Annotated in this window: 11 protein-coding genes; all 11 read left to right on the top strand. The window is 49.1% G+C overall.

Translation table 11 applies throughout. The features are described 5' to 3' along the window. The first annotated feature begins 23 nt into the window (after window positions 1-23). Window positions 24-926, top strand: coding sequence for a phosphate butyryltransferase (gene yqiS, locus AC4E8B_RS17195; protein WP_490214549.1), 903 nt, complete (start codon window positions 24-26; stop codon window positions 924-926). A gap of 28 nt (window positions 927-954) precedes the next feature. After that, the gene (gene bcd, locus AC4E8B_RS17190; RefSeq protein ID WP_490214548.1) at window positions 955-2,049 is read left to right on the top strand and encodes a branched-chain amino acid dehydrogenase; all 1,095 of its coding nucleotides are present in this window, start codon (window positions 955-957) and stop codon (window positions 2,047-2,049) included. Window positions 2,050-2,181: 132 nt separating this feature from the next. Next, window positions 2,182-3,288, top strand: coding sequence for a butyrate kinase (gene buk, locus AC4E8B_RS17185; protein ID WP_490214547.1), 1,107 nt, complete (start codon window positions 2,182-2,184; stop codon window positions 3,286-3,288). Between the two features lie 11 nt (window positions 3,289-3,299). Continuing rightward, on the top strand, window positions 3,300-4,721 hold the full coding sequence (lpdA, locus tag AC4E8B_RS17180; RefSeq protein ID WP_490214546.1) for a dihydrolipoyl dehydrogenase: 1,422 nt from the start codon (window positions 3,300-3,302) through the stop codon (window positions 4,719-4,721). Between the two features lie 232 nt (window positions 4,722-4,953). Next, entirely contained in the window at window positions 4,954-5,949 is a 996-nt protein-coding gene (locus tag AC4E8B_RS17175) for a thiamine pyrophosphate-dependent dehydrogenase E1 component subunit alpha (RefSeq protein WP_490214545.1), read from the top strand. A gap of 12 nt (window positions 5,950-5,961) precedes the next feature. Then, window positions 5,962-6,945 carry an alpha-ketoacid dehydrogenase subunit beta gene (locus AC4E8B_RS17170; RefSeq protein ID WP_009794978.1) on the top strand — a complete coding sequence of 328 codons (984 nt, stop codon included), beginning with the start codon at window positions 5,962-5,964 and terminating at the stop codon, window positions 6,943-6,945. Window positions 6,946-7,328: 383 nt separating this feature from the next. Beyond that, window positions 7,329-8,633 carry a dihydrolipoamide acetyltransferase family protein gene (locus AC4E8B_RS17165; RefSeq protein ID WP_490214544.1) on the top strand — a complete coding sequence of 435 codons (1,305 nt, stop codon included), beginning with the start codon at window positions 7,329-7,331 and terminating at the stop codon, window positions 8,631-8,633. Between the two features lie 191 nt (window positions 8,634-8,824). Beyond that, window positions 8,825-10,684, top strand: a complete 1,860-nt coding sequence (locus AC4E8B_RS17160; protein ID WP_490214543.1) for a methylmalonyl-CoA mutase subunit beta — start codon at window positions 8,825-8,827, stop codon at window positions 10,682-10,684. Next, the gene (scpA, locus tag AC4E8B_RS17155) at window positions 10,677-12,872 is read left to right on the top strand and encodes a methylmalonyl-CoA mutase (protein ID WP_490214542.1); all 2,196 of its coding nucleotides are present in this window, start codon (window positions 10,677-10,679) and stop codon (window positions 12,870-12,872) included. The genes AC4E8B_RS17160 and scpA overlap by 8 nt, the downstream gene beginning before the upstream one ends. Beyond that, a complete protein-coding gene (gene meaB, locus AC4E8B_RS17150; RefSeq protein WP_490214541.1) occupies window positions 12,872-13,993 on the top strand; it encodes a methylmalonyl Co-A mutase-associated GTPase MeaB in 1,122 nt (373 codons plus the stop codon). Before scpA ends, meaB begins: the two co-directional genes overlap by 1 nt. 258 nt (window positions 13,994-14,251) lie before the next feature. Continuing rightward, window positions 14,252-14,689: a BrxA/BrxB family bacilliredoxin gene (locus AC4E8B_RS17145; RefSeq protein ID WP_490214540.1), complete on the top strand. Its 438-nt coding sequence runs from the start codon at window positions 14,252-14,254 to the stop codon at window positions 14,687-14,689. Window positions 14,690-14,897 lie beyond the last annotated feature (208 nt).

The raw sequence follows: 14,897 nt of genomic DNA, 5'->3' as shown, positions 1-14,897 counted from the left end.
GAATTAAAGGGGTTGGAAACAAATTGAGGCTGAGCTCGCTAATAGATAAAGCAGCAGGAATAAGAAAACAGACCGTCGCAGTTGCCGCAGCAGAAGACCATGAAGTAATGGATGCAGTAGCGGAAGCGGCCAAGCGCAATTTGGCTCATTTTAAATTATTCGGCGACGGAGAAGCAATTGAAAAGCTGATCAGGGAAAGAGATCTCAAGGCTGCTGCCGGCAGGATGGAAGTCGTCCATGCAGGAACAGCAGAAGCAGCCGCCGAAATGGCTGTCAGGGCAGTCAGCCTGAAAGAAGCCAGTGTGCTGATGAAAGGCAACCTATCAACTTCGATCATATTAAAAGCGGTTTTGAATAAAGAATATGGGCTTCGGACGGGCAGTGTTCTTTCCCATGCAGCTGTCTTCGAAGTGCCTGGTTACGACAGGCTCATCATCATTACAGATGCAGCCATGAATATTGCACCGGATTTGAAGCAAAAAGAGCAAATCATTAATAATACGGTCAAGATTGCGAGAAGCATAGGCATTGACCATCCAAAGGTGGCTCCACTAGCTGCCATTGAAACGGTCAACCCTGCTATGCAGGCAACCTTGGATGCTGCCGCTCTGGCTATGATGAATAAAAGGGGCCAGATCAAGAACTGCATCGTGGACGGCCCGCTTGCATTGGATAATGCTATTTCATTAACGGCAGCCGAGCATAAAGGAATCACCAGCGAAGTAGCGGGAAATGCAGACATCCTGCTTGTCCCCTCGATTGAGACAGGCAATGCGTTATATAAATCGCTGATGTATTTCGCAGGTGCAAAAGTCGGGGCTGTCATTGCAGGCGCCAAAGCGCCGATTGTCCTGACTTCAAGGGCCGATTCGGCAGAGAGCAAGCTGAATTCACTAGCTTTGGCCTTATGCTCTGCATCATATTAATTTTTGACAAACAGGGGAGGAACTTAAAATGGAATTGTTTAAATATATGGAGACTTACGATTATGAGCAGCTTGTATTCTGTCAGGACAAACAATCAGGACTGAAGGCGATCATCGCGATTCATGACACAACCCTTGGGCCGGCCCTTGGAGGGACGCGCATGTGGACTTATGAGTCCGAAGAGGCGGCAATTGAGGACGCCCTGCGCCTGGCAAGAGGGATGACTTACAAGAATGCAGCAGCAGGCCTGAATCTTGGCGGGGGCAAGACGGTCATCATAGGAGATCCCCGCAAGGATAAAAATGAAGAGCTGTTCCGTGCATTCGGCCGCTATATACAGGGACTGAACGGCCGTTACATCACTGCGGAAGATGTGGGTACAACGGTAGCCGATATGGATTTGATACATGAGGAAACAGATTATGTCACTGGCATTTCGCCGGCTTTTGGATCGTCAGGGAATCCTTCCCCAGTAACGGCGTACGGTGTGTACCGCGGAATGAAAGCAGCAGCAAAAGAAGCCTTTGGCAGCGATTCCCTTGAGGGCAAAGTCATTGCCGTGCAGGGAATCGGTAATGTGGCATTCAATCTTTGCCGCCATCTGCATGAAGAAGGTGCAAAGCTGATTGTGACTGATATCAACAAAGAGGCGGTTCAGCGTGCAGTGGATGAGTTCGGTGCAAAGGCAGTAGATCCGGATGAAATTTATGGAGTAGAGTGCGATATCTATGCACCATGCGCCCTTGGAGCTGTCATCAATGATTCAACGATACCTCAGCTGAAGGCCAAGGTCATCGCGGGTGCAGCAAACAACCAGCTGAAAGACACTGCCCACGGCGATCTGATCCACGAGATGGGCATCGTCTATGCTCCGGATTATGTCATCAATGCAGGAGGAGTCATCAATGTAGCTGACGAGCTGTACGGCTATAACCGCGACAGAGCCATGAAGAAGGTTGAAACGATTTATAACAATATTGAAAAAGTCATCGAAATCGCAAAGAGGGACGGCATTCCAACATATAAGGCTGCTGACCGGATGGCCGAGGAGCGAATTGAAAGAATGCGCAATTCCCGCAGCCAATTCCTTCAGAACGGACATCACATCCTTAGCAGGCGATAATGCGCTTGGCTGCTTAAACAAGACAACAAGAGTGCTGAATAATTTATTCAGCCTCTTTGAATTTCATGATATAGCAGCGGATCTTGCGGCTATAATGAAAAGAAAGAGACGATCTGAAATGGAGGTTTAATTTTGCAGGAACACAACCATCGAATTCTCGTAATCAATCCAGGTTCAACTTCCACGAAAATCGGAGTATTCGATAATGATATATCCATTTTTGAAAAGACGATCCGCCATGATTCCGGGGAAATCAATTCGTTTGAAAAAATCATCGATCAATATTCTTTCAGGAAAAGGACAATCCTCGAAGCCTTGGACAATGAAGGCATGAATATCTCCAAGCTTGATGCTGTCTGCGGACGCGGCGGCCTCCTGCGGCCGATTGAGGGGGGCACATACCGAGTCAATGATATGATGCTCCGTGACCTGAGGGAAGGCTATTCCGGCCAGCACGCTTCCAATCTCGGCGGAATCATTGCCTTCGAAATAGCCTCAGGCCTTAATATTCCTTCTTATATTGTAGATCCGGTCGTAGTGGACGAGCTTGAAGATATCGCAAGGATTTCAGGATTTGCCCCGATTGAGAGAAAGAGCATTTTCCATGCCCTTAACCAAAAAGCTGTAGCCAGACGGGCTGCTAAAAAATTGGGCAGGAAATATGAAGACCTGAACCTGATCGTTGCCCATATGGGCGGCGGAATCACTGTGGGTGTCCATAAAATGGGAAGAGTCGCTGATGTGAACAACGGGCTTCATGGAGATGGCCCATTCAGTCCGGAAAGGGCAGGCACCGTCCCGGCAGGGGATTTGGTGGACCTTTGTTTTTCAGGAAACTTCTATCGCGATGAAATCATGAAAAAGCTTGTTGGCCAGGGCGGCCTTGTCGGGTATTTGGGGACAAACGATGCCGTCGAGGTCGAAAAGATGATTGAAAAAGGCAGTGCAGAAGCAAAGCTTGTGTATTCAGCCATGGCCTATCAGGTTGCCAAGGAAATTGGATCGGCCAGCGCTGTCCTTTCCGGCAGGGTGGATGCCATCATTTTGACAGGCGGACTTGCTTATGGGAAGGAATTCATCAGTGAGATAAGCAGCCGGATCAGCTGGATAGCAGATGTCATCGTACAGCCGGGTGAAAACGAGCTTCAGGCACTTGCTGAAGGTGCTCTCAGGGTGCTGCGCGGCGAGGAATCAGAAAAGAATTATCCTGACACGCAAAAAAATAAAGCAACGGTTTAGGAGGAATAGATTTGGCACAAGAATACGACTTAGTCATACTCGGCGGAGGCACAGGCGGCTATGTAGCCGCCATCCGCGCTTCACAGCTTGGTCTGAAGACCGCAGTTGTCGAAAAAGGGAAGCTGGGAGGCACATGCCTTCATAACGGATGCATTCCAAGCAAGGCGCTCCTCAGGAGTGCAGAGGTCTATGCCACCGCGCGAAATTCTGAAGAGTTCGGCGTTTTGACTGGAGAGGTCTCGGTCAACTTCGGGAAGGTGCAGGAAAGGAAGAATAAGATTATCGGCCAGCTCCATAAAGGTGTCCAGCACCTGATGAAGCAAGGAAAGATCGATATTTACGAAGGTCTTGGCAGAATCCTGGGCCCTTCCATCTTTTCTCCTATGCCAGGCACCATTTCCGTTGAAATGAACAATGGCAGCGAGAATGAAATGCTGATCCCGAAGAATGTCATCGTATCCACGGGTTCCCGCCCGAGGACGCTCCCTGGGCTCGAAATTGACGGGGTACAGGTGATGACATCTGACGAAGCACTCGAGATGACCAGCATTCCAAAGTCTATTATCATTGTAGGCGGCGGGGTTATCGGCATCGAGTGGGCTTCCATGCTTTCTGATTTCGGATCAGAAGTTACAGTCATCGAGTATGCAGACCGCATCATTCCGACTGAAGATCGGGAAATCTCCAAGGAAATGCAGCGGCTGATGAAGAAAAAAGGCGTCAAATTCGCCGTAAATGCAAAAGTACTTCCTGAAACGCTTCAAAAAGGTGAGGAAGTGAAAATCTCAGCTGAAATCAATGGAGAGCAGAAGGAATTCTCTGCTGAAAAGCTCCTCGTTTCTGTCGGTCGCCAGGCAAATACCGAGGGAATCGGACTGGAAAACACTGAAATTCAGCTTGAAAAAGGCTTTATTTCCGTCAATGAGTATTTCCAGACAAAAGAATCCCATATTTACGCGATCGGCGATGTCATCGGCGGGCTCCAGCTGGCGCATGTTGCCTCTCATGAAGGAATCACTGCAGTGGAGCATATCGCGAATGAAAATCCTTCACCGCTGGACTACAGCCTGATATCGAAATGCATATACAGCTCACCTGAAGCGGCGAGTGTGGGTCTTACAGAGGATGAAGCAAAGGAAAAGGGCCATGAAGTAAAGACAGGGAAATTCTCCTTCCGTGCTATCGGCAAAGCCCTTGTGTTCGGGGAGTCGGACGGCTTCGTTAAAATCGTCGCTGATAAAGAAACAGATGACATACTGGGAGTCCATATGATCGGTCCTCATGTCACAGATATGATATCCGAGGCAGGACTGGCAAAAGTACTGGATGCCACTCCATGGGAAGTGGCCCACACCATCCACCCGCACCCGACACTTTCCGAAGCCATCGGAGAAGCAGCTTTAGCAGTAGACGGAAAAGCTATACACGGCTAGAAAAGCGGAGGCGGCTTGCCCAGAGCCGATAAGCATAAGACGCGCAAGAATAAAAGGCGTTCTTTGCCTTTAATTCTTGGGTGGCTTATGACTCGAGGGGCTAGCGCCCGGAGCTGGACAATAGAAAAGCGGAGGCGGCTTGCCCGCTGTAACTTGGATTTTTTTAGATTACTTACTTCAAAAAAAAGAGCCCAGCGCTCTTGCTACATATTGAATTTGAGGAGGCAAACAAATGGCTGAAAATCGTCATAAAGATTTAGGGTTAAGCGATGAGAGGATATTGGAAATGTATGAAACCATGCTGCTTGCCCGCCGGATTGATGAGCGGATGTGGCTTTTAAACCGTGCAGGCAAAATTCCCTTCGTTATTTCCTGCCAGGGGCAGGAGGCGGCACAGGTAGGCGCTGCTTTTGCCCTTGACACGGATAAGGATTATGTACTGCCATACTATCGCGATATGGGCGTTGTGCTTACATTCGGGATGACGGCAACAGAGCTGATGCTGTCTGGATTTGCAAAAGCTGAAGACCCGAACTCCGGCGGCCGCCAGATGCCAGGGCACTTTGGCCAGAAGAAAAACAGGATCGTAACAGGCTCATCTCCAGTTACAACCCAGGTCCCTCACGCTGTTGGGATTGCCCTTGCAGGAAAGATGGAAGGTAAGGACCTTGTAACCTTCACTACTTTTGGAGAAGGATCCTCCAATCAGGGTGACTTCCATGAAGGCGCAAACTTTGCGGGAGTCCATAAGCTCCCTGTCATCTTCATGTGCGAAAACAATAAGTATGCCATTTCCGTGCCGATTGAAAAGCAGCTGGCATGCGAAAATGTTTCCGACCGTGCTGTCGGCTATGGAATGCCTGGTGTGACTGTTGACGGAAATGATCCGCTTGAGGTCTACAAGGCAGTGAAGGAAGCTGCAGACCGCGGCCGCAGGGGCGAGGGACCTACACTGGTTGAAACTGTTTCGTACAGGCTGACTCCTCATTCATCAGATGATGATGACCGCAGCTACCGCGCACCGGATGAAGTGGCTGAAGCAAAGACAAAAGATCCGATCATCACTTTTGGCGCTTATTTGAAGGAAAATGGCCTCATGAATGATGAGCTGGAAAAAGAAATCAATGACCGTGTCATGAAATTGGTTAATGAAGCAACTGAATATGCAGAAAATGCACCGTATGCCGATCCGGAACATGCGATGAAATATGTCTATGCTGAGAAGTAAGGGGGAAAGAAAATGGCTGTAATTTCTTATATTGATGCCGTAACTATGGCAATACGAGAAGAAATGGAAAGAGACTCAAAAGTATTTGTTCTAGGGGAAGACGTTGGGAAAAAAGGCGGTGTATTCAAAGCCACTCAGGGATTGTACGAAAAATTTGGAGAAGAGCGCGTAATCGATACCCCTCTTGCCGAATCTGCCATTGCAGGTGTCGGAATTGGTGCAGCCATGTACGGAATGCGCCCGATTGCAGAAATGCAATTTGCCGATTTCATCATGCCTGCCGTTAACCAGATTATTTCAGAAGCTGCCAAGATCCGATATCGTTCAAACAATGACTGGAACTGCCCTATGGTCATCCGTGCCCCATATGGCGGGGGAGTCCATGGCGCCCTTTACCACTCACAGTCCGTTGAAGCGGTATTTGCCAACCAGCCAGGTTTGAAGATTGTTATGCCTTCTACACCGTATGATGTAAAAGGTCTTCTGAAGGCGGCGATCCGCGATGAAGATCCTGTCTTGTTTTTCGAACATAAGCGTGCGTACCGCCTGATCAAGGGAGAAGTTCCTGATGATGATTATGTACTGCCAATCGGCAAAGCTGATGTGAAAAGAGAAGGTGAAGACATCACAGTCATCACATACGGCCTATGTGTCCACTTTGCCCTCCAGGCTGCCGAGCGGCTTGCGAAGGACGGCATTTCTGCACATATCCTGGATTTGAGGACTGTCTATCCGCTTGATAAGGAAGCAATCATTGAAGCAGCCTCAAAAACAGGGAAAGTGCTGCTTCTTACAGAAGATAATTTAGAAGGAAGCATCATGAGCGAGGTTTCCGCCATCATCGCAGAAAATTGCCTGTTCGAACTGGATGCGCCAATCAAGCGCCTTGCAGGGCCTGATATCCCGGCAATGCCTTATGCACCAACAATGGAAAAATACTTCATGGTCAACCCTGACAAAGTAGAAAAAGCCATGAGAGAACTCGCTGAGTACTAAGAAAAGCGGAGGCGACTGTTCAGAATTAAGGAACGCAGGCTAAAAACGCCACGTCCTGTGGCAACGCCTGCATGACCCGCGTCCTGCGGGCCCAGCATAAGACGAGCAGGACGGAAGGTTGTTCTTTAACCTTCTGGCCTGATTGGCTTATGACTCGAGCACCTAGGAGCCGGAGCTGGACAGAAGAAAAGCGGAAAAGCCTTGCTCAGCCACGACAAGCTTAAGACGAGCAGAGCGAAAGGTTTGATCTTTAACCTTTTGATCTGCTTGGCTTAAGACCTCGAGGGGCTAGGCTTTGGAGCTGGACAAAAGAAAAACGGAGGGCGCCTGCCCGGGCAGCGCTCCTCCCAAAAAAATATCTATAGCAATGGAGGTTATGCCAGTTGGCTATTGAACAAATTAAAATGCCGCAGCTTGGTGAAAGTGTGACAGAGGGCACCATCTCCAAGTGGCTTGTTTCTGTCGGCGATACAGTAAATAAATATGACCCTTTAGCTGAGGTCATGACAGATAAAGTAAATGCAGAAGTACCATCTTCTTTTTCCGGTGTGATAAAAGAGCTGATTGCCGGAGAGGGAGACACACTCGCAGTCGGTGAAGTGATGCTGACGATTGAAGTCGAAGGCGGGAATACAGACGAGGCAGCGGGAAAAGAGAATTTTAAAACTGAAGAAAAGGCAGCTCCTTCAGAAGCCCAACCTGAGGAAAGCAGCCCGGCAAAGGCAAGATACTCGCCGGCAGTGCTAAAGCTTTCCCAAGAGCACGGCATCGATCTGAACCTGGTGAACGGGACAGGCGCTGGAGGCCGCATCACAAGAAAGGATCTTCAGAAGCTGATTGATTCAGGGAATATCCCTCAGGCAGAGGCAAGGCAGGAAGCTCCTGCAGCCCCTCAGCGGACGCAAGAGCCTGCTGTACAGCCTGCGGCCCAAGCCGAGCCTGCAGCAAAGCAGCAAGCTGCAGCACCGAACGTACCTGTAATGCCTGGTGATATCGAAATCCCTGTAACGGGTGTCAGAAAGGCAATTGCCGCAAATATGCTCCGCAGCAAGCATGAAGCGCCGCATGCGTGGACAATGATGGAAGTGGATGTCACAAACCTTGTCGACTACCGCAACTCCATTAAAAATGAATTCAAAACGAAGGAAGGGTTCAATCTCACTTTCTTTGCATTCTTCGTCAAAGCGGTAGCCCAGGCGCTTAAGGAATATCCTCAGATCAATTCAATGTGGGCTGGCGATAAGATCATCCAGAAAAAAGATATCAATATATCCATTGCAGTTGCAACGGACGATGCGCTGTTTGTACCTGTAATCAAGCATGCTGATGAAAAAACGATCAAAGGCATCGGCCGTGAAATCGCAGAGCTTGCCGGCAAAGTGCGGAGCGGCAAGCTGACTTCGGCAGAAATGCAGGGCGGCACATTCACAGTCAACAATACCGGCTCATTCGGTTCTGTCCAGTCAATGGGCATCATCAACTATCCTCAGGCTGCAATCCTGCAGGTTGAATCGATTGTTAAGCGCCCTGTTGTGATGAATAATGGCATGATTGCGGTCCGGGATATGGTAAACCTTTGTATGTCGCTGGATCACCGTGTCCTTGATGGCCTAGTCTGCGGAAGGTTCCTGCAGAGGGTTAAAGAGATACTGGAAAACACATCAAAAGAAACTACATCTGTTTATTAAGATGAACGACAGCCGCTGCAGTTTAATCAAACTGCAGCGCTTTTTTTAGCTTATCCGAAAAAGGAGAATGTCCTGGTGTCCTTCATTGCCAGTTATCCTCTTGTATACTACAATAATATTAGAAAAATAATTTTGAATATTGGATATTTGATTTCTGAGGGGAGGGAAGCTGCTATCATCAGCAGCGGTATATGAGTTATCAAGAGATGGAAAAGATATCATTTCCCAAAAAAACGCTGGAAGATTGGAAACAGGCAGCAGAGTCCGCGCTAAAAGGAAAGGCTGCAGACGCATTGGGCCGCGTTACATACGAGAATATAAAATTGAAACCGCTTTATTCACCGGAAGATGCTGTCTTGGGCCCCATATCGCAATATCCGGGACAGGAGGATTTCCGCCGCGGCATCGATCCGCTTGGCTACAGCAAGAATGACTGGAAAATTTCTCAGAAGATTTTTGCAGAAACTGCGGAAGAGCTGAAGCAAGAATTAAAACAGGCACTTGAAAAAGGGCAGAATGCGATTGTCCTTCCGATAGAGGAAATCTTCCTTGAAAGCCTGCCTGAAATACTGGATGGAGCTCACAGTGAATATCCGTTTGCCATCAATGCCAAAGATGGACAATCCAGAGCACTTGCTGTCCTGGAAGATCTTCCGGAAAGCAAGAACATATACGGATATATTGGGAGGGACCCGCTTGCCGAAGCAGCATCAAATGGTCTCCCTGCCGGCCAAAATACAGAAGGACTATATGATGACTGGGCTGCAACTTTAGAAAAAGCGGCTGCTGAAATGCCGCAGCTTAAGACGATCCTTGCAGATGCAGTTCCTTACCACAACGGGGGAGCCCACGCCGCCCTTGAATTGGCAGCAGCCGCGGCTGCTGCGACAGAGCATGTAAGCAGACTTCTGGACCGTAATTTTTCCTTGGAGGATATTTTAACAAAATTGGTGTTCAGCTTTGCATCCGGCGGCAACTTCTTTATGGAAATTGCCAAGCTGCGGGCCGCAAGGATTATTTGGGGGAAAATCGCTGCTGCCTACGGAGCCCCAAAAGACCTGCAAAAAATGGTCATTGCAGCAGAAACATCTTATTTTACAAAAACGATGGCAGATCCTTTTGTGAATTTGCTGCGAACAGGGAATGAAGCATTTGCAGCGGTGATCGGAGGAGTCCAGTACCTGCAGGTGGGCGCATTCGATGAAGCTTTAGGAGTCAATAGATCCTCTTCACAGCGGCTTGCCCGCAATATACAGCTGCTTCTCCGTGAAGAGGCGCATCTCCTGAAGGTAGCAGATCCTTCAGGCGGATCCTGGTATATTGAGAGCCTTACCAATGAGCTGGCAGAGGAAGCCTGGAACCTTTTCCTTAAAATCGAATCTTTCGGCGGCATGGCTGATGCACTGGAGCAGGGGTGGATCCAGGAACAGGCGAGAGAGGTCCTGGGGAAAAAGAAGCATGATGCCGAGACCAGGAAGAAAAGTATAATAGGCACAAACGTCTATGCTAATCTGGAGGATAAGCTGCCAGACCAGGCTGGCCGCCCTGAAGAGATGCCGTCCCGGGGCTGGACAATCGAGCCGATTCACCAGGAAAGGCTTTCGGAGACATTCGAGAATCTCAGGAGAAAGGCCCAGGAATTGGGCCGCGGGGGCAGCCGGCTGAAGGCGGGGCTGATTTCGCTGGGCGAATTGAAGGAGCATAAAGCAAGAACCGATTTTGCTGCCGGCTTTTTCGCGGCAGGGGGGATTGCTGCTGTTAAAAGCGCAGATGTCCTTGGATTGCCGGATGCGGATGAACTTCAGGAAAGCGAATACACCTGCTATTGCATATGCGGGACCAATCAGCAGTATGAGTCGGAAGGGAAACAGCTGCTAAAAGATATAAAACAAAAGCATCCCAACTCGCCTGTTTACCTGGCGGGGCTTCCAGATTCGCCGGCGGACGAATGGAAAGAGCTTGGGATTTTTGACTTCATAACCGCTAAAAGCAATGTCACTAAGATCCTTACAAAGCTTTTAGAAGAAACAGAGGTGAAGATGAATGGCTAACAAACCGGATTTCAAGAACATCAATTTATTCGGAAGCAGCCAAGAGGATGCGGAAAGTTCCTGGAAGCTGGAGGCTGGCAGGCTGGCTGGAGGAGATGCGGGCAGCCTGCGGTTCGAGACCAACGAGCATATTCCGGTCAAGCCGCTGTATACCGGATCGGATATTAAAGGACTGGACCATCTGGATGATAAGCCCGGGCTTCCGCCGTATACCAGGGGCCCTTATGCGACCATGTATGTCAACAGGCCGTGGACGGTCCGCCAGTATGCGGGCTTTTCCACGGCAGAAGAAAGCAATCAGTTTTACCGCAGGAATCTGGCCATGGGGCAAAAAGGATTATCGGTCGCCTTTGACCTGGCTACACACCGCGGCTATGATTCTGACCATCCGCGCGTAGTAGGGGATGTTGGAAAAGCAGGGGTGGCCATCGACTCAATCATAGACATGAAGACCCTTTTTGACGGGATTCCCCTTGACCAGATGTCCGTGTCGATGACCATGAACGGTGCTGTCCTGCCTGTTATGGCATTTTTTATTGTCACGGCTGAGGAGCAGGGTGTGAGCCAGGAAAAGCTTTCCGGCACGATTCAAAACGACATCCTGAAGGAATATATGGTCCGCAATACATATATCTATCCGCCTGACATGTCGATGAAGATCATTGCCGATATCTTTGAATATACCTCGCAATATATGCCAAAGTTTAATTCTATCAGTATTTCAGGCTATCATATGCAGGAGGCGGGGGCGCCTGCAGACATTGAGCTCGCCTATACTCTTGCAGACGGGCTTGAATATGTCAGGACTGGGCTGAAGGCCGGAATTGATATTGATTCTTTTGCACCGAGGCTCTCTTTCTTTTGGGCGATTGGGATGAATTACTTTATGGAAGTGGCAAAAATGCGGGCGGCAAGGTACATCTGGGCAAAAATGATGAAATCCTTCGAGCCGAAGAATCCAAAATCCATGGCGCTGCGGACGCATTCCCAGACCTCGGGATGGAGCCTCACAGAGCAGGATCCATTCAATAACGTCACAAGGACACTGATAGAAGCACATGCTGCTGCAATGGGCCATACCCAGTCACTGCATACGAATGCTTTGGATGAAGCCATCGCACTGCCGACTGATTTTTCCGCAAGGATAGCGCGCAATACCCAGCTGTATCTGCAGGAAGAGACAGGCATCACGGACGTGATCGATCCCTGGGGAGGATCTTATTATGTGGAATCATTGACTAATGAGCTGATCCAAAAGGCATGGCAGCATATAGAAGAAATCGAGAACCTGGGGGGGATGGCCAAAGCGATTGAAACGGGGCTGCCGAAAATGAGGATTGAAGAAGCGGCTGCCAGGAGGCAGGCCCAGATCGACAGCAGGAAAGAAACAATCGTCGGGGTCAATAAATACAGGCTTGAAAAAGAAGAGCCGATTGAGATACTGGATATTGATAATACAGCTGTAAGGCTTAAACAATTAGAAAAGCTGGAAAAGCTGAAAAGCACGAGGGATGGGGAAAAAGCAGACGAGGCACTCGAAGCCCTCGCAAAAGCCGCCGAGACCGGAGAGGGGAACCTGCTGGATCTTGCAGTGAAGGCTGCCAGGGCGAGAGCGACCCTCGGGGAGATTTCTTTTGCGATTGAAAAATCAGCAAGGCGCCATAAAGCAGTCATCCGCTCCATCAGCGGCGTATACAGTTCTGCTTTTACGAATGAAGAAGAAATTGCCGAGGTGAAGAGCCTTACGGACGGATTCCTGGAAGATGAAGGAAGGCGCCCGAGGATCCTTATTGCAAAAATGGGACAGGACGGCCATGACAGGGGAGCGAAGGTAATTGCCACAGCGTTCGCAGACCTGGGCTTTGATGTGGATATCGGCCCCCTTTTTCAGACCCCGGCTGAAACGGCTCTCCAGGCGGTTGAGAATGATGTCCACGTTATTGGCATGAGTTCGCTTGCAGCAGGCCATAAAACGCTTCTTCCCCAGCTGGTTGAAGAGCTTAAAAAGCTGGGCAGGGAGGATATCCTCGTCATTATCGGGGGAGTTATACCAGCCCAGGACTATCAATATTTATATGATAACGGGGCCTCCGCCATTTTTGGGCCCGGGACGGTCATTCCTGCTGCTGCCCAAAAGGTCGTGCAGGAGATATACAGAAAGCTTGGCTATGAGGAAGTGGCGGAATAATGAAAGACAAAAAGCCGGAATGGCATGATGGCGGGCCTCCTGACCTTTTCTACACTTCAATTCGTGAGGGCAAAGAGGCAGAAGCACCTTCCTCTTTTGTGCAGAAAGGTCCCAAATTCCGCAAAAGGAAGACGGAAGATCTGTCGGTGGATGAACTGAAGAATGGGATCCTTTCAGGAAACAGAAGCTTCCTGGCGAAAGCGATCACGCTGGTTGAAAGCAATGCAGAGCGCCACTTCAGGGTTGCCCAGGAACTGCTGCAGGAGGTCCTTCCCCACACCGGTGATTCAATCAGGATCGGCATAACCGGAGTGCCCGGCGCAGGAAAGAGCACCTTTATAGAAGCGTTCGGAAGCCTTCTGTGCGGGCAAGGGCATACAGTGGCAGTGCTTGCGGTCGATCCGAGCTCCAGCATAAGCGGCGGCAGCATTCTTGGCGATAAAACACGGATGGAGAATCTCTCTAGAAATCCGAATGCCTTTATCAGGCCCTCTGCTGCGGGGGGAAAGCTCGGCGGCGTGCACCGGAAGACGAGGGAGACGATGCTTCTATGTGAGGCTGCAGGCTATGATGTCATCATCGTTGAAACAGTCGGGGTCGGGCAGAGCGAAATCATTGTCAGGGAAATGGTCGATTTTTTTATGCTGCTCGTCCTGACAGGGGCCGGTGATGAACTTCAAGGAATGAAAAAAGGGATCATGGAGATTGCAGATGCCATCATCGTCAACAAAGCAGACGGTTCCAACGAGTCCCAGGCATTGAAGACAAGAGAGGAATATTCGCGTATTGTCCATTTCCTCCAGCCGGCGACAAAGGGCTGGGAAACGAAGGCGCATGCCTGCTCCGCACTGACGGGGAAAGGCATCATGGAAATATGGGAAGAGATTGAAAGCTTTAAGGACACTGCCTCCCGATCCGGAGTGTTCAGTGGGAGAAGGCGGGAACAGACGAAGGACTGGATCAGCAGCATGATAATGGATCAGCTCCAGTACAGCTTCTTCCAGCACCCTGAGGTCAAAAAAGACCTGCCGCGGATGGAAAATGAAGTCATCTCGGGAGGAAGGACGGTCGCTTCTGCCGTCGAGCATTTATTTACCCTTTTTAAAGAGATGCAGAAATAAAAAAAGCGGCCGGTGTTCAACGGAACACCGGCCATATCTAGGGAGTTTAGGGGTATGGATCTAGCTGTACTGTTATCATTCCCCAATATATGGCTAATAAACTCTATTTTAGAATTTTAATGGATTTTTTTGGCGGCTTCCATTCTTATCTGCTGCAGATGCCAGCGTCTGTGAGTGATATACATTGAAAAAGGTGCCTTGAAATTGCTATTATTAGAGCAGAGATGAATTTAACTTTTACATGAGGGGCGATAAAAAATGAATATGGACTTTAACTTGTTTATGAATGATGTTGTGCGCCAGGCCCGCCAGGAGATAGTGGCAGCCGGATATACAGAGCTTACCACTCCGGAGGAAGTCGATGATGCGCTGTCCCAGAAAGGCACAACGCTTGTAATGGTCAATTCTGTCTGCGGCTGTGCCGGGGGAATTGCCCGTCCTGCAGCGGCTCACTCGCTGCACTATGATAAGCGCCCTGATCAGCTTGTGACTGTTTTTGCCGGGCAGGACAAGGAAGCCACAGAAAAGGCGCGTTCCTACTTCACCGGTTTCCCTCCATCTTCACCATCCTTCGCACTTATGAAGGACGGAGAAATCATCACAATGGTGGAGCGGCACGAAATCGAAGGGCACGAGCCAATGCAGGTAGTCCAAAAGCTCCAGGATGCTTTTGATAAACATTGTGAAGAAGTTTAAATACTATACAGAAAAATCCCCTGCGGCCTGCAGGGGATTTTTTTCTGCAGAAGACGAAAAACCTGCTTTCTGGCTGAAAGAATCTATAAATCTCTATTAAAATAATATTAATAAAACCTAAAAAATATATTTATATTTAATTATATTATTGCATAAATATTAATATGTGTTAAAATTCATTGTAGTGAATTTTTATTAACTTAGTGTT

The organism is Bacillus sp. SRL543 (assembly GCF_984799205.1).
This window is presented reverse-complemented; position numbering and strand designations above follow the sequence as displayed.

What these genes read in the sequence shown, in the direction of transcription:
- AC4E8B_RS17160 (WP_490214543.1), top strand. Translation starts at nt 8,825, where the DNA reads ATGAGTTATCAAGAGATGGAAAAGATATCATTTCCCAAAAAAACGCTG.
- bcd (WP_490214548.1), top strand. Translation starts at nt 955, where the DNA reads ATGGAATTGTTTAAATATATGGAGACTTACGATTATGAGCAGCTTGTA.
- AC4E8B_RS17175 (WP_490214545.1), top strand. Translation starts at nt 4,954, where the DNA reads ATGGCTGAAAATCGTCATAAAGATTTAGGGTTAAGCGATGAGAGGATA.
- scpA (WP_490214542.1), top strand. Translation starts at nt 10,677, where the DNA reads ATGGCTAACAAACCGGATTTCAAGAACATCAATTTATTCGGAAGCAGC.
- meaB (WP_490214541.1), top strand. Translation starts at nt 12,872, where the DNA reads ATGAAAGACAAAAAGCCGGAATGGCATGATGGCGGGCCTCCTGACCTT.
- AC4E8B_RS17145 (WP_490214540.1), top strand. Translation starts at nt 14,252, where the DNA reads ATGAATATGGACTTTAACTTGTTTATGAATGATGTTGTGCGCCAGGCC.
- AC4E8B_RS17170 (WP_009794978.1), top strand. Translation starts at nt 5,962, where the DNA reads ATGGCTGTAATTTCTTATATTGATGCCGTAACTATGGCAATACGAGAA.